This is a genomic window from Brevibacterium sp. (assembly GCF_031179145.1).
Classification (GTDB): domain Bacteria; phylum Actinomycetota; class Actinomycetes; order Actinomycetales; family Brevibacteriaceae; genus Brevibacterium.
Genome location: NZ_JAPSIB010000020.1, coordinates 25,369 through 43,628, shown reverse-complemented (window position 1 = coordinate 43,628; position 18,260 = coordinate 25,369). Strand labels below are relative to the sequence as shown.

11 protein-coding genes and 1 pseudogene are annotated in these 18,260 nt (G+C 65.2%); 9 read left to right on the top strand and 3 right to left on the bottom strand.

All coding sequences use genetic code 11. The features are described from left to right. Window positions 1-146 (top strand): annotated as a pseudogene (locus tag RIT73_RS14245) (rRNA methyltransferase); the annotation flags it as partial. Between the two features lie 205 nt (window positions 147-351). Here RIT73_RS14245 and RIT73_RS14240 read toward each other — a convergent pair. After that, a complete protein-coding gene (locus RIT73_RS14240; RefSeq protein ID WP_309132752.1) occupies window positions 352-1,545 on the bottom strand; it encodes an acyl-CoA dehydrogenase family protein in 1,194 nt (397 codons plus the stop codon). An 83-nt stretch (window positions 1,546-1,628) separates the two neighbouring features. After that, entirely contained in the window at window positions 1,629-2,822 is a 1,194-nt protein-coding gene (locus RIT73_RS14235) for an acyl-CoA dehydrogenase family protein (protein WP_309132751.1), read from the bottom strand. Between the two features lie 283 nt (window positions 2,823-3,105). On the opposite strand from RIT73_RS14235, the gene RIT73_RS14230 reads away from it, so the two are divergent. The 4 genes from RIT73_RS14230 (at window position 3,106) to RIT73_RS14215 (ending at window position 12,405) form a co-directional block, all read left to right on the top strand. Beyond that, complete coding sequence (locus RIT73_RS14230; protein ID WP_309132750.1) at window positions 3,106-5,637, top strand: LuxR C-terminal-related transcriptional regulator; 2,532 nt, start codon at window positions 3,106-3,108, stop codon at window positions 5,635-5,637. Continuing rightward, the gene (locus tag RIT73_RS14225) at window positions 5,634-8,216 is read left to right on the top strand and encodes a LuxR C-terminal-related transcriptional regulator (RefSeq protein ID WP_309132749.1); all 2,583 of its coding nucleotides are present in this window, start codon (window positions 5,634-5,636) and stop codon (window positions 8,214-8,216) included. The genes RIT73_RS14230 and RIT73_RS14225 overlap by 4 nt, the downstream gene beginning before the upstream one ends. Before the next feature lie 162 nt (window positions 8,217-8,378). Further along, window positions 8,379-9,662 (top strand): GNAT family N-acetyltransferase, encoded by a 1,284-nt coding sequence (locus RIT73_RS14220; protein ID WP_309132748.1) that lies wholly within the window; start codon window positions 8,379-8,381, stop codon window positions 9,660-9,662. A 91-nt stretch (window positions 9,663-9,753) separates the two neighbouring features. Continuing rightward, window positions 9,754-12,405: a LuxR C-terminal-related transcriptional regulator gene (locus tag RIT73_RS14215; protein ID WP_309132747.1), complete on the top strand. Its 2,652-nt coding sequence runs from the start codon at window positions 9,754-9,756 to the stop codon at window positions 12,403-12,405. Between the two features lie 81 nt (window positions 12,406-12,486). On the opposite strand, the gene RIT73_RS14210 is transcribed toward RIT73_RS14215, so the two are convergent. Beyond that, window positions 12,487-12,612 carry a hypothetical protein gene (locus RIT73_RS14210; RefSeq protein WP_309132746.1) on the bottom strand — a complete coding sequence of 42 codons (126 nt, stop codon included), beginning with the start codon at window positions 12,610-12,612 and terminating at the stop codon, window positions 12,487-12,489. A gap of 205 nt (window positions 12,613-12,817) precedes the next feature. Between RIT73_RS14210 and RIT73_RS14205 the strand changes: the two genes are divergently transcribed. From RIT73_RS14205 to RIT73_RS14190, 4 genes are read left to right on the top strand one after another with little or no spacing between them, the layout of a single operon-like run. Next, window positions 12,818-14,746, top strand: a complete 1,929-nt coding sequence (locus RIT73_RS14205; RefSeq protein ID WP_309132745.1) for a nucleoside-diphosphate sugar epimerase/dehydratase — start codon at window positions 12,818-12,820, stop codon at window positions 14,744-14,746. Further along, window positions 14,736-15,956, top strand: coding sequence for a GNAT family N-acetyltransferase (locus RIT73_RS14200; protein ID WP_309132744.1), 1,221 nt, complete (start codon window positions 14,736-14,738; stop codon window positions 15,954-15,956). Before RIT73_RS14205 ends, RIT73_RS14200 begins: the two co-directional genes overlap by 11 nt. A gap of 1 nt (window position 15,957) precedes the next feature. After that, window positions 15,958-17,004, top strand: a complete 1,047-nt coding sequence (locus RIT73_RS14195) for a sugar transferase (protein ID WP_309132743.1) — start codon at window positions 15,958-15,960, stop codon at window positions 17,002-17,004. Beyond that, window positions 17,001-18,248 (top strand): aminotransferase class I/II-fold pyridoxal phosphate-dependent enzyme, encoded by a 1,248-nt coding sequence (locus RIT73_RS14190; RefSeq protein WP_309132742.1) that lies wholly within the window; start codon window positions 17,001-17,003, stop codon window positions 18,246-18,248. Before RIT73_RS14195 ends, RIT73_RS14190 begins: the two co-directional genes overlap by 4 nt. Window positions 18,249-18,260: the final 12 nt, after the last annotated feature.

Below are 18,260 nucleotides of genomic sequence, written 5' to 3'. Positions count from 1 at the left end.
TGAGCGAGGAGGCCCACCGGGCGAGCACGGCTGTGCTGTCGATCGCCCAGTTCGGTTCTACGCGGTCGATGAATGCCGCAGCCGCCGCGGCCATCACCATGCACTCCTGGGTGCGCCGCCACGTCTACGGCCAGAGCGTGGACTGAGGCGAACACGGCGAAAATGAGCCGACCACGGCGAATGCGACCGTGTGCGCTTGGACCACATCACCGAGCGGCCCACTTTCCATCGAGAGACCGGGCTGCAACCGGACCTCTCGATGGAAAGTGGGCCGCTCGGTGTTCTCGCAAAGTGGGCCGCTCGGTGTTCTCGCAAAGTGGGCCGCTCGTCGGGCGCCGTGGCCCGCGGAGCTCAGTTCAGATCGGCGGCGTGGGGCTCGATGAGTCCACCCAGCTGCGCGAGCTCTGCGGTCAGCGAGTCAGCGTCGTCGAAGGTCCGGGAGATGACCGTCAGACGCTTGGCGTAGTGCCCGATGGGGTACTCCATCGTCATGCCGATGCCGCCGTGCATCTGGATCGACTCCTGGCTGATGTGGCGTGCCGTCCCGTCGACGACGATCTTCGCGGCGACGACATCGCGATGGCGGTCCTTCTCCGCGCCCTCTGATTCGGCGGTGACGGCCAGGCGGGCGAACAGTGCCATGCTGCGGGCATCCTCGAGGGACGCGTACATGTCCGCGGCTCGGTGCTGCAGCGCCTGATTGGTGCCGATAGGGGCGCCGAACTGCTCGCGGGTCCGCAGGTAGTCTGCCGTCATCTTCAGCGACGTCTCCATCGCCCCGACGGCCTCGGCCATGATCGCCGCGTTCGCGGTGTCGAGAACCTCGGCGACCACCTCGGCGGCGGGGGCCGAGTCGAGGCGCTGGGCCGGGGCGTCCTCGAAGAGCACGCTCGCAGTCCCCAGCCCATCGGCCTGCCGGTGCGCGATGCGGCTGACTCCTCGCGCCGAGGCGTCGACGAGGAACAGTCCGAGCTCGCCGTCCTCGACGGCAGTGACGATGAACTGATCGGCGACGTCACCGCCGAGGACGCTGCACTTCTCCCCGTGCAGGGTCACGGATGCATCCCCCGCCGAGGCGGTCGTGCCGTCGGTCGCGAGCCCCTGACTCGCCGTGGCGGTCGTGGCGGTCGTTGCGGGGGAGTCGAGGGAGTAGCGCTGTCCCGCTTCGTAGCCGGCGAACGCGAGGAAGACGCTGCCCTCGCACACACCCGGCAGGATCGCCTGCTTCTGCTCCTCGGTGCCCGCGGCGACCACCGCGTTCGCACCGAGCACCGCCGTGGCCAGATACGGCTCGAGGACCAGAGCGCGGCCGAATGCCTCCATCACGACGGCCACCTCGGCGAAGGTCATACCCGCACCTCCATAGCTCTCCGGCACGGCGAGCCCGAGCAGGCCCATCTCCGCGAAGCTCTTCCACTGCTCGCGGGAGATGCCCTCCTCGCTGCCGAGGATGGCTTCACGCACCGACTGGTCGTACTCGCTGCGGAGGTATTTGGCCAGGCTGCTGCCGAGCTCCTGCTGAATGTCACTGAGTTCGAGATCCATTTCCGTCCTTCTCTTCTCGTCCCTGAAGTCGAAGTGCTGCCGCGCCCGCATCCGCCGTCTGCGCTGCGGGCGCAGATCCGCCTTCAGAGACCGAGCAATGCCTTGGAGATGATGCCGCGCTGCACCTCTGACGAACCGCCGTAGATGGTGACTTTGCGGGTGTTGAAGTAGGCCGGGAGGGCATCGACCGCGCCGAGGGGGAGATCGCTGAAGCCCTCGGCCTGCACCCGATCGGCCACGAAGTCGAGGCCCTGAGGTCCGAGGACGTCGACGAGGAGTTCGCTGATGTCCTCCTGCAGCTGGGACCCTTTGAGCTTGAGCACGGATGAGCGAGGGTCGGGTGCGTCCGCACCGGCTGCCTGGGTGGACAGGATCCGCAGCTGCGTCATCTCGAGTGCCGTGAGCTCGGCTTCGAGTTTCGTCAGCCGGGCCGAGAACAGAGGATCGTCGAGGAGGGTGCCGCGGGCCGTCTTCGTCACCGCCGCGTATGCCTTGGCGCGGGCGAGGTTGACCTTCGACATCCCGATCCGGGCGATTCCGGTGCGCTCGTTGCCGAGGAGGAACTTCGCATAGGTCCAGCCCTTGTTCTCCTCACCGACGCGGTTGCCGACGGGCACCACGACGTTGTCGAAGAACACTTCGTTGACCTCGTGCCCACCGTCGATGAGCTGGATGGGGCGAACCGTGACGCCCGATGACTTCATGTCGATGAGCAGGAAGGAGATGCCGGCCTGCTTCTTCACGCTCGGATCGGTGCGCACCAGGGTGAAGATCCAGTCCCCGTACTGGCCGAGGGTCGTCCACGTCTTCTGCCCGTTGACGATGTACGTCTCGCCGTCGCGCACCGCGGAGGTCTTCAGCGAGGCGAGGTCGGAACCGGCGTTGGGCTCGGAGAAGCCCTGGGACCACCAGATGTCGAGGTTGGCCGTGTCCGGCAGGAAGCGCTCCTTGAGCGACTGCGAGCCGAAGGCCGCGATGACGGGGCCGACCATCGAAGTGTTGAAGGGCAGCGGTTGGGGCACACAGGCCAGCTGCATCTCCTCGAGCCAGATGTGACGCTGGACGGCAGTCCAGTCCTGACCGCCCCATTCCTCCGGCCAGTGGGGCACCGCGCAGCCGTGCCGATTGAGAATCCTCTGCGAAGTGACCATGTCGTCCTTGCTGAGTTCCTGTCCGGTGGCGACCTTGAATCGCAGAGACTCCGGGATCTCGGTGCGGTAGAACTGGCGCATCTGCCGCGCGAAATCGCGCTCCTGCGCGCTCAGAAGGGTGTCCATGAAAACTCCTGATTGATCGTTCATTAAGTCCTGTTCGACATGTTACTGTCCAGTGTCCTCGGTCACAAACGCAATGCGCGCACCTGCTCGGTCACATTTTGGTGTCGACCGGGTAACGATCGCAGGGTCGAAGGGATGCGTTCCTCAAGTTCCGGTCTCGGACTCCCGCTGCGGGATTAGGATGGGGCCATCCGGGGCTCACCGAAGAGTTCGCGTTTTTCGGTGGGCTTCCGCGCGCCGGAACCTGCGCGCACGATGGCCAGAGCAGGAGCAAGATCCCGTCATGATCGCAACACGACCGCAGAAGCAGAGCATCTACGGCTACGTCGCCGAGATCTCCGCCACCACTGCGGCCCTGACCTGCTCTGAGAGCAGCGGGGCAGTCGTCGTCGGTGCGGCCGGGACGGGGAAGACGACGGTGATGCACGCAGCTCTGTCCGGGCTCGACCCGAGGACGCCGATCTTCCGCTTCCGGGGCTCTTCACAGCTGGCGAATCGCAACCTGGGCATCTTCGAGATCTTCCTGTCGCGCAGCGGATCCGCCGGCGACCTGTCGCCGGGCACCGCACTGTCCGTGATCGCCCGGACCATGGAGGCTCGCGCAGAAGGCGGCGTGCCGGTCGCCGTGGTGGACAACGCCGGCCGGGTCGATCCGCATTCGCTCTCGGTCCTGTCGCATCTGGCTGAATCCGGAAGAATCCGTATCCTGGCGGCGATGGAGTCGATCCGTCCGCCGCTCGACCTTCTCGCCGGTCTGTGGATGGCCGGTCTCATGAAGCGCATCGATCTGACCGGCATCGACAAGGAGTCCGCAGCCGCCCTGATGCGCGACGCGGACCCAGAGGCGAGCCCGCGCACCATAGCCGAGCTCCATCGCATGACACGAGGCAACCCCCAGATGCTCAAGGACCTCCTCGCGGGTCGGACGAAGCTGGGTGCCCAGGAGCGGGTGCTCTGGTCGATCGATCCCCGCCATCACCGGCTCCTCGAGATGATCGCCGTCGTCGGAGCCCTGCCCTACGATTCGCTCGTGAGGCTCAGCGAGCCCGGAGACCTCGACGCCCTCACCGAGCACGGGATCATCGCGATGACCAGGGAGCGGCATCCCGCGGTGACCGTGGCCGAACCTGTCGTCGCACAGACGCTGAGAGCGGAACTGCGGCCCGCCCAGGCCCTGCAGCTGTGGAAGGACGTCGTCCGTGTCGTCGACATCGAGGCGGTGGAGGGGCGGGCTCTGTTCGGACTCGTGGCCTGGGGTCAGTCGCTGGGCATCAAGCTCCCGGCCGAGCGAGTGCTCGCCGCGGGATCGTGGGCGAACTCGGCCTGGATGTACGCCGAGGCTGCTGGGATTCTGCGCAACGCGACGCGGTTGGATCGAAGGATCAAGCTCGAGCTCGCTCGTGCTGAGCGCGGACGGGGTGATTTCGCCGGAGCGAAGAAGATCATCGATCACCTCGTCGGGACCGCTCCGGAGGAGGAGGCGTCAGAGACCGAGCTGTCGCGGTTGGCGTGCATCGAGCTGCGGTTGACGGATCCGCGCGAGCCCGAGAAGCTGGGGTCGATCTGGGTGCGTGAACGGCTGACCTCGGCGGCGGAACGGGGCAGGCTCGACGTCACGCGTGCTCGCTTCGACCTCAAGGGCGGACGGATCGTCGCCGGTCGGGACCTGGCCGAACGGGTCTACCGCGATCGAGCGTGTGCGACTCGGCATCGGCTGCGGGCGTGCGCCCTGCTCGGAGTCGCCGAGGTGATGTGCGGGCGGATCGGAATCGGGCTCGAATACCTGGCCCAGGCGGAGGTGATGTTCGAACTGCCCGGAATGACGAGTTTCGAGATCGAGGATGCTGTGCCGCAGTTCTTCCTCGGCCGGTACATCGCCGGGGACTGGGAGGAGGCCCGCCGATCTCTGCGCTGGATGGAGACCTCGCCTCAGCTCGCGGAGGTCACCGCCGCGCTCATCGACATCCGCACCGGCCATGTCGCCCGCGCCCACCAGATCTTCGAGCGCCAGCGGCGCGACTCGAAGATGCTCGAGATGGTGGATCCGATACGGCTCGCCCATCTGGCCAGGCTCCTGGCCGAGGCGCTGCTCGGTCGCATCGTGTCCTCGTCGCTGCCGCAGCCGCCCCCTCCGCCTCCGCCCGACAGCGGATTCGGCGCCTACACCTGGTGGGAGGGCATCGAGGGCCGCCTCTTCGAGCTCCAGACGCGCGCTCTCACCAGCGCCGAGGAGGCTGCGGAGGGACTCTGGGAACTCGGACTCCGGACCGAGGAGGCGGGAGCCCACACACTGACCGCATACGCGTGGATCGATGCGGCTCGGTACGGCCATGCCGGTGCCGTCGAGGCTCTGCCGGCAGTGGCAGCGCAGGTGGACGGTGCGGTGGGCCGCCTTGCGCACGCCGTCGCGACCGCCTTCGCCGGCGGCGACCACGCGGCGCTCATCGAGGCGGCCCGGGAGGCTTTGGCGTTCGGCGCGGTGCTCATGTGCTCGGACATCGCCAAGCTCGCCCGCGCGCGGGCGATGGAGCACCAGGATGCCAAGGGTGTGAAGGAGGCCCGGATCCTGATGGAGACCAGCCTGCGCACCATGCGCTACAACACGCCCGGTGCCCGGCTGCCTGATGTGCTCACCGAAGTCGAGCGGCAGCTCGTCGACGGCGTCATGGCCGGAACGAGCAGTGCCCAGCTGGGCGCGGAGCTGCATCTGTCACCCCGCACCGTCGAATGGCACCTGAGTCGGATCTATCGGCGACTGCACGTGGGCAGCCGTCAGGAGCTGCGGGACGTCGTGCGGACCTGGAGGCGGAGATGACGGCCGAGCCGCTGCTCGACGATTCGCCAGCGGTCTTCGGCCGTGCGGATGAGCTGCAGAGGATCGAGGAAGCCCTCGACTCCTCGTACTGCTCGGGGATCCTCATCGAAGGCGAGATCGGCATCGGCAAGAGCCTGCTGAGCAGAGAGATCCACCGCCGCCGAGGCGATCGTGAGCTGTGGCTGCGCGCCGATTCCGTTCTGTCCTCGGCTCCGTTCGGCGTGTTCGGTCTGGTCGTCGACCTCGACAGAGACCCCGAGACGGTGCTGCCGCGGGTCGTGGCCGCATTGACGGCCGAGGACACTGCTCCCGTCGTGTTCGTCGACGATGTTCAGCACCTCGACGAACACAGCGTCCGCGTGCTGTCCCAGCTGGCCAATGACCGGGCGATCAGGATCCTCGCGACCGCGCGGAGAGCGACCCGGAACGAGAATCTGCCCTTCGCTGATCTCGTCGACGAACGAGTCCTCGATCATCTCGTCCTCGACGTGCTGCCGCATGAGGCGTTCCGGGAGCTGATGGAGGACTTCCTCGGCGGCATCGCCTCGCAGGGGGCCATCGACATCGTCGCCTTCCACTCGGGCCGCAATCCCGGCAAGCTGCTCGAACTCCTGAGGTACACGCGACGGAAGAACCGGTTCCTCCTTCGTCACGGCGTCTGGCTGCTCGATGGGGCTGACATCGACTACGACGACCGGGCGCGCGATTTCACCCGCGCCGACCTCACGCAGTATTCGCAGTCGGAGAGGGAGGCGTTGGAACTCGTCGTCCTGGCCGGGGAGATCGAGGTCGAGCTGATGCTCAGCACGGGTCTGGGATCGGCAGCGGATGCGCTGGTGGCCATCGGCGAGCTGCGGATCGAGCACCGGGATCAGGGCGTCCGCGCCTATGTCGCCGTGGAGAACCACGCCTCCGAGACGATCAGGTACACCGTGCCCATCGGGCGCAGTCGCGAGAAGTTCGAGATGGTGTCGGCCTACCCGGACGCGCCCTCGGAGCGTGCTCGCATCCTCCGGGCCGAATGGGGGCTGGGCTGTGGTGCTGAGTTCGATGAGCAGGACCTCATCGATGCAGCCAGGATCGCGATCCGTCACGGGGAGTGGCACAGGGCGCTGCGACTGCTCACCCAGGTGCCCACCGATCGGATGGCGGCCCACGAGCTCTTCGACCTGGCACGCCTCTACTGCGACTCCGGCAAGATCCCTCTCGGCCTCGACGTGCTGGCACAGTGTCTCGAGAAGTCCTGCTGCCCCTCCGTGATCGTCGACTCGATGGTGGTGTGGTTCCATCATGACTTCGAACGGCGCTCGCCCGCGATCGAATACGACGCATTCACCCGGGCTCTGAAGCGACTCCGGGGCGAGGGCGGCCGAGAGGCTCGTCCGGGCTGCCCGGGAGGAGAGCTCGACCATGAACGTGCGGCGGTGCTGCTCGAACGGATCGACATGCTCTTCCACCAGGGTCGGCCGGCAGCCTTGCCGGTCAGCCCCGAGCAAGTACTCGATCGGACCCTTCCGGAGACGTTCCGGGTCCTCGTCGCGGTCGGCCATGCCTCCGAACTGCTCGATGCGGGACGTGGGCATGAAGCGTTCGCCATGCTGGCGCACACCCGCAGGACGTATCAGTCGTTGGGAACGGGAATGCTCCTGCTCAAGATGATGCAGGTGCGGATCCTCATCCAGCAGGGTGAGCTCAAAGAGGCGAAGCAGCGCCTCCTCTCCCTGCCCACCCACGACATCGCCTACCTCGCGGCCAGAAGCGGGCCCAGCGACATTCTGTGGGCACAGATCCATCTGCTGGAGGGGAGGCTGCCCGAGGCGGCGCGGGCGCTGCGGGCGGGAGTGGAGGGCCTGGCCTACTGGAATCAGGTACCGCTGCTGGCCGCTGCTCTGGGCACGTTGGAACACGTATCGATGCTCCGGGGCGAGGTCGACGCCGCCGACGACTGTCATTCGCGTTTCTCTCAGCTCTCCCACACCAGGCCCTACATCGAGTACAAGCGGGGCCTCGTCCATGCCCTCGTCGCGAGGTGGATGCGAACCGGCGATCCTCTGTACCAGGGGCAGCTGCAGGAGCTGCTCGACGAAGCGATGGCCGCTGGAGCCTACGGGATCGCCGCCTTGATCAGGTTCCTCCGCTTCCGCCATTTCGACGAGATGGATCCGGCCGCGATGTGCTGGTTGGCGAAGCAGGGCACCGATTACGAGCTCCGGCTCCTCGGCGCTCTCGGCCCGGCACTGCGCGACCGCGACGCCTCCGCCATGAACGAATTCGTACAAGAGCATGGGCAGTCGATGCCCGATGTCGCGGCGAAGTGTCGAGAACTGGCGCGGTCGTTCCGGCCTGGGGACAGCAACAGCGGCCAGGTGCGAGCAGGAGACGGCTTGACGGCGCGTGAGCGGCAGATCAGCCGCCTGATCATCACCGGGATGTCGAACGCCGAGATCGGCGAGGAGCTGGGAGTTGCTCTGCGCACGGTCGAGGGCCACACGTACCGGCTGTACCGGAAGCTGGGGATCACCAGTCGCGGGGAGGTCGCTGCGGCGCTGCGCCAGCTGGAGCACTCGTCGACCGAGTGAGCGGCAGGCTGCTCGTCGAGTAGTCGAACGGCTCCAGTTCGACCCCTGCAGGGATCGAGTAGGCCGGTCACGTAATGACCGCTCCATGACTGGGTAGTGACATTGGAATGTCCCGGGATGACCACCTATCGTGTGGCGGTGCATCGGGACGATCGTTGGAGCATGAATACGACGACGATGGTTCCGGTGCAGGAGAGAGCGCTCCCGGACGAAGCCTTTCCATTCCTCGTTCTCAGTGCCGGCGCACCCGAGGAGCGCGCAGCGTGGATCCGGCTGTGGGAGGAATCGCCCGGCCAGCTTCCCTACGCTCACCCCGCCGTCGCCGAGCTCATGGTCGCGCCGGACGACGAGCTGCTCTGCGCGGCCGCACGGACATCGGAGGGAACAGTGTTCTACCCGGTCGTGCTGCGAACCGTGGATGGCGAAGCACGGGACCTGATCTCTCCCTACGGCTATGGGGGTGCGATGTGCTGGAACAGCGAGAACCCCATGGCCTTCGCCTATGACTTCTGGACCTGCTTCGATGATTGGGCTCGCGAGCACAACGTGATCAGTGAGTTCGTCCGCGCATCGCTCTTCGACGACATACTCCCGCACCCCGGCCGGTCCCGCGTGAGATCCCTCAACTTCGTGGCCACCATCGACTCCGATGTCGAGGTGCTCACCGCCTGTGTGCCGAAGGTGAGGCAGAACGTCCGGAAGGCGATTCGATCGGGACTGAGTATGGAGATCGATCGGGATGGTCGCCTCGGGGAGCAGTTCCACCGCATCTACTCAGGGACGATGAAGAGGTTGGGCAGCTCCGAATGGTATCGGTTCCCACCCGAGTTCTTCACCAGGCTCACAGAGGGGTTCGGCGACAGGGCAGTTTATTTCGCGGCATCTCTCGACGGCACTCCGATATCGATGGACCTGGTTCTTCTGGGACGCGATACCGCCTACTACTTCCTCGGCGGGACTGATGTCGAGTACTCGCGTCTGCGGCCCAACGATCTGGTTAAGGCGACGGTCATGGAATGGCTGGCCGGGCATGGCTACCGGAGCTATGTGCTCGGAGGCGGTGTCGCACCGGGGGACGGGCTCGAGAGGTACAAGAAGGGCTTCGCCCCGGACGGTGGAACGAGATTCCGGACGTTCGAACGAGTTCTCGACGGACAGGCCTATTCCCTCCGGGTCGAATCCCGCCGCGCCGAGGCACGATCGCGGGGGCTCGAATGGCCGGCCGACTCGGACTTCTTCCCTCGATACCGATCTCCACTCCCGGAGCCTGCGCCCCTGTCCGTCGAAGAGACCACGGCTGAGAAGGTGCCGACGGTGGAGACAGCTGAGGAGGCAGCCTCTGAGTGGGCGCCCGGGCAAGAGACTCGTGAGTTCGAATGGGAACGAGTAGCGACGTCCGGTAGTGATTCTGGAGTGATCGAGCAGTGCCTCGCATCATTCCCGTGACGACCACCTGGTGAAGGACGGATGACGCGACGATCGTGGAACCGTGATCCTGCATCACTCGACCGGAACCTGCTCATAGGAAAGAGATCTCATGCACCTGATCAATCGACACGGTGAGTTGGAGCGCCTCCGCACTCTGCTCGACCAGGGGCTCAGCGTCGTGCTCGCAGGTCCGCAGGGATCGGGCAAGACAGCACTGCTCGGCAGCCTCGAACGCAGCCTCGGTGTCGATCAGGTCGTCCACGTGCCCTACAACCGGGCCGAATCGAGCATCCGATTCTCCGGCCTCGACATCACGATGTCGACTCTGCGGTCGCTCGCACCCGGAGACTTCGTGCGCGACGTGATCCTCACCGGGGAGGACGACGCCGAGGTTCCCGAGCGCTTCGTGACCCTCATCCGCTCTCTGCCGGTGACGCTCCCGACACTCCTCGTCTTCGACGATGCCGATGCGATGGACGCCGATTCGCAGGACGTCCTCGGGCATGTGCTGAGACGGTTCACGGGAGGTCTGTTGCGGATGGTCGTCTCCGTGCGATCGATCGATTCGCGCAGTCCCTTCTCCGGAGCACCCACCGTCGTCCTGGAGCGCTTCGACCACTCAGCCTCCGTGGCACTGGCCCATCAGCTGGTTCCCGATCAGCTCGCAGCGGAGTCGGCGGAGCTGGTCGCAAGGGCCGGCCAGGGAAACCCACTCGCCATTCAGGACCTGCTCGAGAACATGACGCCCCGGCAGCGACGGGGAGAGACGGCACTGCAACGGCCCCTGCGGACCGGCGCGCCGGTGAAATCGCTTCTCGACGACGAGTTCGGCACTCTCGACGAGGGGACGAGGGAGATTCTCAAAGTGCTGTCCTTGGCCCCGCTGACCTCGTACGGACCCCTCCGCATCCGGTTCCCCGAACTCTGGGAGCGCCTCGACGACCTCGAGGCCGCAGGGGTGATCGAACGCGCGGGAGGTTACCTGTATTTCGCGAATGAACTGCTTCGATCCGCCATCTACCAGGAGATGGACGCCGGCACGCGGGCCGAGATGCACCGGCGGATGAGCGAACAGTGTGCTGCCGCCTCTCCCCGTCTGATGCGCTGGCACAATTCCTTCTGGATCGCCGACGACAACCAGTCGGCCGAGCTCTTCGCCGACGCCTGCCAGATTCTCAGGGAGGGCAGAGCCGACGCCGGCATCGAATTCTGCGAACGGGCGCTCCAGTTGTGCGCGGAACCGAGTGAGCATGCCCATGCGCTGCTCGACGTGGCGGCCCAACTGCACGTCCTCGGAGACTTCGTCTTCGCCGACCGCTGCATCCGACTGGCCGGCGGGTCGAAGGACGCCGCAGCTCGAATCAGGGCGAGGACATTGTCGATCCTCACCGAATTCTGCCGCACCCAGTCCCTGCCGTCGGGATTCCACCGGCCGTGGAGCCGCATGGAGGCGTCGCAGGAACCGACAGAAGTGGCGAAGCTCCAGCTCACCTTGGCCCTGTGCCACGCGTGGAAACGAGATCTGACAGAATCCCAGGAGCTTCTCGACTCGGCAGCCGCTCTTCAGGTCGACTTCGACGACGAATCGCGGAACCTCAGCGAATCGGTGCTCATTCTGCTCGACAGCAGCCGCGGCAGGAGCGAGACGACGCTGGCCGCATTCGAGAAGTTCGTCGACGGCGAATTCTCGGAGACCGTCCCCGGCGTCATTCTGGCTGAGGGGCTGATCCGTACGGAGCACTACAATCGTGCTCGCGCGGTACTCGAACACATTGATGAGAACAGTCCGCGGGCGACGATCTGGAAGGCCTGGATTTCGACGCTCAGAGCCGAGAACGAGATCCGCTCCGGTCAGATCGGCCGCGCGCTGGAGTTGGCGGACGAAGCGAGGAGCAGACACAGCCAGTGTCGGAGCATCCGTGAGGACCGATTCCTGCTGCTCGAATGCTGGCGGCTGCTGGCCCAGGGCAGGGCCAGTGACGCCGAGGCCGTCGAATCGCAGCTGGTCGACTATGCCGCGCGTGCGAACAACAGGCGCGTGATCGCCGACCTCAACGCGCTGCAGGGCGCCTATCTGCTCAGCGTCGACCTCCCCGCCGAGGCGTTGCGCCATCTCCAGCGATGCGAAGAGCTGAGCGCAGGAATATCCAACCCGAACGTCCAGCGGCATGAACCGGACCTCATCGAGGCTCTCATCCGAGTGGGGCGGAGGGAGAATGCTGCGCTCGCACTTCAGCGATTCGAAAAGCGGCTCGACCACTGCCCTTCCCGGTGGGGGGAGCTCGCCGCAGACAGGTGCGAAGCTCTTCTGGCCATGGCGGAGCGCTCGCTGGAGAAGTTTCAGCGAGCACTTCGGAACTGTGGACTCAGCGATTCGCTGTACGACAGAGCCCGACTCATCGAGTGTTTCGGCAGAAGACTCGACGAGCTGGGGTATCACGCCCAGGCAGCGGAGCAGATGAAGATGGCGGCCGACCACTTCGACGAGGCCGGGTCACCTCGCGCCGCCTCGAGAACCGCCCGCCGATCGGTCGAACCGAAAGTGACTCCCGATGACCAGATCCTGGCGCAGCTGACGGAGGAGGAGCAGTCCGTCGTCGAGCTGGTGCGGATGGGTCTGAAGAATCGCGACATAGCCCACCGGATATTCGTTTCCCTGCGGACGGTGGAACTGCGCCTGACTTCCGTCTATCGGAAGCTCGGCGTCGGATCGCGCACAGAGCTCGTCGCGCGATTGAGCCATCAGCCGACTCCGGCCTGATCGCCGCCATCGCTCGACTGAGCGGTCTGCCGACCCCGACCAGCCGATTCCGGTCAGATGATCCCGGTCTGATGGTCTCCGTCATCGAATGCGAGCGCTGACGACGAGGCCGGAGCTGTCCGCGACGAGGCCGGAGTCGTCCGCGAAGACGACCGGAGGCAGGGACCCCAGGCCGGTGAACTCGAGGAGTTCACCGGCCTTCGGCATACCCGGGGATGCCGGTCCAGGGCAACGGCCTCCACGGTCGGCATGCGGCCTCCCGCAGGGTCCGCGCGGAAGGCCGCACTCTGCCACCGTTTTCGGCCCTGACCAGGAAATTCACTGATTACCTGGACAGTGATCGAGCAGATCTCCACCGGCTTCCCCGCGGTCGGGCTGCACATTCCCATCCTGATGAACCTGGGAGAAGACAATGACAATCCTGCCTCTCGAATGGTCCAAACCGGGCCACTCCCTGAGCTGCTGGGCTCAGACAGCTTCGGTCGCTCTATGGAACCGGCGCACCTGGGTGCAGAGCACCTTCGATTTCCTCGCCTGGTTCGCAGCATGCAGCTTGACCTGGCTGGTCCTCGGCGACTCGCAGCCGAATGTGTCCGGTTTCCTCGTGGTTGCGGCCGCCTCGGTGGTCCTTCAGCTCCTTCTCGGCGTCAGTCTTCGACTGTACTCAGAGCATTACCGGTACGGGAGCTTCTCCGAATTCGGAGCACTGGCGGTGTCCACGGTCCTGATCACCGCTGCACTGCTCATCGCCAGGGTCGGAGACGTCTCCTTCATCCTCCTGCTGTCCTCGAGCGCGCTGCTGCTCATGGCCGGCAGCCGGTATCTCATCCGGCTCGGCTACGATGCGGCACAACGGCCGGTCTCGGGGCAGCCGGTTCTCATCATCGGCGCAGGCAGTGCGGGCCAGTCTCTGATCCGGCAGATGGTCGCGGACCCACAGGGGGAGTATCTTCCGGTCGGCATCATCGAGGACGAGCCGAAGAAGCGTCACCTGAGGATCTGCGGTGTTCCCGTTCGCGGAACCAGCGACGACGTCGAGGCAGTGGCCGCACAGCTGGGTGTTTCGGGGGCGATCATCGCGATCGCCGACACGAATGCAGCGTTCGTGCAGAAATGCCGAGATCAGCTGGCAGGGAGCGAATGCTGGCTGCGAACGATCCCTCCGCTGTCCGAACTTGTCAGTCGGCGCGCAGAGGTCACGGACATCCGCGACATCAAGGTCGAGGATCTGATCGGCCGCAGCAGCGTCCACACTGATCTGTCTGCGATCGCGGACATCGTCCGAGGTCGGAGGGTGCTCGTCACCGGAGCGGGAGGTTCCATCGGCAGTGAACTGTGCCTGCAGCTCGCAGCCCTCGAGCCCGCGAACCTCGTCATGCTCGACCGCGACGAGTCAGCTCTGCACGGAGTGGAGCTCACTCTCTTCGGTTCGGCCCTGCTGACTTCGCCCGACACGGTGCTTGCCGACATCAGGGATCCGGAGGCGATCGAGCAGGTCTTCAGCCGGGCCCGCCCGGACATCGTCTTCCATGCTGCCGCCCTCAAGCATCTTCCGATGCTGCAGCGGTTCCCGCAGGAGGCGTGGAAGACGAACGTGCACGGAACCCTCAATGTTCTGACGGCGGCCCGAGCGGTGGGAGTCTCCACATTCATCAACATCTCCACCGACAAGGCGGCCGCGCCGACGAGTGAACTGGGCAGAAGCAAACGCATCGCCGAACGGCTGGTCAGCGAGTTCGCCCAGCGGTCGCGGGGAACCTACCTCTCCGTGCGATTCGGAAACGTCCTCGGCTCTCGAGGGTCGGTGCTGCTGTCCTTCCAGGAGCAGATCCGCAAGGGACTGCCTGTGACTGTGACCGATCCGGAGGTCCGGCGCTACTTCATGACGATCCCCGAGGCGTGTCAATTGGTGCTCCAAGCAGCGGCGATCGGCCAGGACGGCTACGTCATGGTCCTCGACATGGGGGAACCGGTGAAGATCGTCGACATCGCGAAGAACCTCATCGCCATGTCCAACCGAGAGGTCGAGATCATCTACACAGGCCTGCGCGAGGGGGAGAAGCTCGACGAGGAGCTCTTCGGCAACTACGAAGGGACGGTCGTGAGGATCCACGAGAAGATCAACCGGGTCGAGGTCCCTGAGCTCTCCGCCGGGTCGCTGCCTCCGGCAGACGCCTCGACGGAGGAGATCAAGCGATTCTGCGACAGCAGCTGCACGACGCTGCCCGATCCCCGCATTGATATCGATGAGACCGGCCGCGAAGTCGAACATGAAGTCGTCGGCTTCAATGCCGGGCGCTTCCTCGACGTCCGGACGATGGTGAATCGTCATGCTGTCTGAGGCCACGTCCCTTGAACCCACAGCCCTGGCAGTCAGAGCGGATTCCCTCGGAGTCTCGCTCATCACAGCAGATTTCACCTGGCAGATCTGGGATGCGGACGTCGATGCGGACTGCTCAGCCTGGTTGGAGCTGTGGGAGCGCTCTCCGAGTCGGAACCCCTTTGCTCACCCACAGCTGTGCAGGCTCCTCGCTCCCAGCGGCTCCCGTCTGCTGGCGGCGACTCTGACCGACGGACGAGGCCACATCCTCTACCCCTTCTGCCTCCGCCAGGTCGAGGCCGACACGGCTGCGGGTGATGGTGCCACGGACCGCGCAGAGCTGCACGACGTCGTCTCTCCATACGGCTATGGGGGCCCGGTGCATTGGGACCTCACCGACGTCGAGGAATCGGCCGCGTGCTTCTGGCCGCTGTTCGACGCCTGGGCCCGGCTGCATTCGGTCGTCAGCGAATTCATCAGGTTCTCACTGTTCGACGATGAGATTCTGCCCTACCCGGGGACGTTCCGGAGCCGCCAGGCCAACTTCGTCAGGGAACTGGACCATGCTCCCGATCAGATGTGGACGGGGCACGAATTCAAGAAGGTCAGGAAGAACGCGAAAAGGGCGGTTCGCGAGGGAACAAGCATTGTGTTCGACGAGCAGGGCGCGTTCATCGACGACTTCCTCGAGATCTATATCGGCACGATGAACAGGCGCTCCAGCTCGTCCTGGTACAGGTTCGACCGTTCGTTCTTCGAAGAAGTGCACCGTTGGCTCGCTGGTCGCTTCGTCTATGTGTTCGCTCAGCTGGACGGTCGGATGGTCTCAGCCGATCTGCTGGTCCTCGGTTCGGACACCGGATACGACTTCCTTGGAGGAACCGATGAGGGCGCGTTCTCGGTTCGGCCCAATGACCTCGTCAAGGTCGAGACGATGAGGTGGTTGCACGAACACGGGTATCGGCGCTTCGTCATCGGCGGAGGTCTGACCCCGGGCGACACGCTCGAGCGGTACAAACGAGGATTCGCTCCACATGGAGAGGTCGCATTCCGCACCGGCGAGAGAGTGCTGGCGAGAGCGGAGTATGACCGACTCACCACCGACTTGTTCCGGCGGCAACCCGATGCCGAAGCCGCGACGGGCGAGACCGGAAACTTCTTCCCCGCCTACCGGCGGCCTCTGCAGCGCCCCCTTCCGGCCTCAGCGCCCGAGCTCGCCGAGGAGTTCTGAGATGGTCGACTACCCGAGAGTCAAACGCGCAGTCGACTGCGTCGGTGCAGCAGCGGGAATCGTCGTGCTCAGTCCGGTCCTCATCATTGTGGCGGTTCTGGTCATGGCATTCCTGGGCGGTCCGGTGCTGTTCACTCAGCGGCGAGTGACCAAGGACTCGAGAGTCTTCCTCCTGTTGAAATTCCGCAGCATGCGGCCGGTCGACCCATCACGTGGATGGATCGAGGACGAGGACCGCCTGACTTCTTTCGGCCGGTTCCTCAGGGCATCGAGCTTGGACGAACTGCCGAGCCTGTGGAATGTGCTCGTCGGAGACATGAGCTTCATCGGGCCTCGTCCGCTGATGCCTGATCTTCTCCGGCTCTATACGCCTGCGCAGGCAAGACGCCACGAGGTGCGCGGTGGGATCAGCGGTCTCGCCCAGGTCAGCGGACGCAATCAGCTGCCCTGGGACGAGAAGTTCGACCTGGATGTCCGCTACGTCGAGACATTGAACTGGCGACTGGACATGGAGATTCTGGTCAAGACCCTGTTCACGGTCGTCACTGCGCGCGGGGTGACGAACGGGGTGGAGGCGACCACTGACAGCTACGGCGGCACGCTTCGGTCCGACCTGGTCTCCTTCACCGCAATCGAGCGCTCTCGAACTCTGCGGACCTGGGAGGTGACGACGAAGACGGGGATGCGTCTCGGTCGCTGCGAGATCCGCTCTCCCGGCCGGACGACTTGCTTCGTGTCGTTCGAACCACAGCCGGGGTCCGCGCTGAGCCGAGGCGGCGACTACGACGAGCTGCACCGAGAGGTGCTGCGCCTGCTCGTCAATCGGGCAAGGGGCACGGATGCCCAATTCGCCCTCAGCCGATTTCCGGCGAGCACGCCGATCCCCGACTGCTTTCAAGAAGCGGGGTTCGTTCCGGTGGACATCGAAAGAGATCTTCCCGCTCAGGGGTGGAAACCGGAGGAAGAGTTGGACGGCCGGGCCCAGTACGTCTGCCGCCATCTGGTCATCGAAGAATCAACAGCAGCAACGATGGGATTGGCATCATGACTTTCTTGCACGACCTGCCGAAGGCGATCACGAGCGAACAGGAACCGATCCTGCTGTCTCCACCGGATGTCGGAGAGATTGAGGAGACCTACGTCGGAAACGCCATCCGCAGCGGTTGGATCGCACCGGTCGGGCCCGATCTGACGGCGTTCGAAGCCGAGCTCGCGGCCAAGGCCGGAGTCACCCATGCGGTCGGCCTGGCCTCCGGGACAGCAGCGCTTCATCTGGGGCTGCTGAGCCTCGGCGTCGGTTCAGGGGACTCGGTCGTGACGTCGACGATGACATTCGCCGCGACCGCGAACGCCATCGTCTACTGCGGAGCGCAGCCGATCTTCCTCGACTGCCTCGACGATGGGAACATGGATCCGGAACTGCTCCATGAGACTCTCAGAGATCTCTCCGACCGGAATCGTCTGCCGAAAGCCGTGGTTCCGGTCGATCTCCTGGGACGGTCGGCGGACTACGGCAGAATCCTGCCCATTGCGGCGGAGTTCTCAGTGCCGGTCCTCGTCGATGCGGCGGAATCGTTCGGAGCTCATCACGGAGGCCGGCCGACAGCGGCGATGGGCACAGCCGCGGCTGTGTCCTTCAACGGCAACAAGATAATGACCACCTCGGGCGGGGGCGCGCTGCTCACCGACGACGCAGCTCTGGCGGATCATGCCCGCTATCTCAGCACTCAGGCGCGGCAGCCGGTGCCTCATTACGAGCACACGGACATCGGTTACAACTATCGACTGAGCAATGTCCTCGCCGCACTGGGGCGAGCCCAGCTGTCTCGACTCGACTCGATGATCGAGAGGCGGAGGGAGGTCCGACGGAGCTATCGCGTGCTGTTCGAGGCGACCGCCGGCATCGAGATCCTCGGCGGTGAGGATGACGCCGAGGACAACGCCTGGCTGACAGCAGTGCTCGTCGATCCGTCAGCAACCGGTTTCAGCTGTTCCGAACTGGCGATGCATCTGCAGATGCACGACATCGAAACACGGCGCCTGTGGAAACCGATGCATCTGCAGCCGGTGCACTCCGACTGCCTTGCCATCGGGGGCGACGTCGCCGAGGGACTGTTCGAGAGGGGCCTTGCGCTGCCCAGCGGCTCTGCGATGAGCGACGCGCAGCTGTCGCGCGTGGTGCGAGTGATCGAGCACTTCCTCCTGGAGCATGCGGTGCCGCAGGCTTCTTGCGGTCGACCGTACTCACCTCTCGAGCCCCTGTCGCAGGCCACGTCGCCGTTCCTAGCATGAGACACAACTCCT

Coding starts and splice junctions, on each gene's coding strand:
- RIT73_RS14230 (WP_309132750.1), top strand. CDS start 3,106: ATGATCGCAACACGACCGCAGAAGCAGAGCATCTACGGCTACGTCGCC.
- RIT73_RS14195 (WP_309132743.1), top strand. CDS start 15,958: ATGGTCGACTACCCGAGAGTCAAACGCGCAGTCGACTGCGTCGGTGCA.
- RIT73_RS14220 (WP_309132748.1), top strand. CDS start 8,379: ATGAATACGACGACGATGGTTCCGGTGCAGGAGAGAGCGCTCCCGGAC.
- RIT73_RS14205 (WP_309132745.1), top strand. CDS start 12,818: ATGACAATCCTGCCTCTCGAATGGTCCAAACCGGGCCACTCCCTGAGC.
- RIT73_RS14225 (WP_309132749.1), top strand. CDS start 5,634: ATGACGGCCGAGCCGCTGCTCGACGATTCGCCAGCGGTCTTCGGCCGT.
- RIT73_RS14200 (WP_309132744.1), top strand. CDS start 14,736: ATGCTGTCTGAGGCCACGTCCCTTGAACCCACAGCCCTGGCAGTCAGA.
- RIT73_RS14190 (WP_309132742.1), top strand. CDS start 17,001: ATGACTTTCTTGCACGACCTGCCGAAGGCGATCACGAGCGAACAGGAA.
- RIT73_RS14215 (WP_309132747.1), top strand. CDS start 9,754: ATGCACCTGATCAATCGACACGGTGAGTTGGAGCGCCTCCGCACTCTG.
- RIT73_RS14210 (WP_309132746.1), bottom strand. CDS start 12,612: ATGCCGAAGGCCGGTGAACTCCTCGAGTTCACCGGCCTGGGGTCCCTG.
- RIT73_RS14240 (WP_309132752.1), bottom strand. CDS start 1,545: ATGGATCTCGAACTCAGTGACATTCAGCAGGAGCTCGGCAGCAGCCTG.
- RIT73_RS14235 (WP_309132751.1), bottom strand. CDS start 2,822: ATGGACACCCTTCTGAGCGCGCAGGAGCGCGATTTCGCGCGGCAGATG.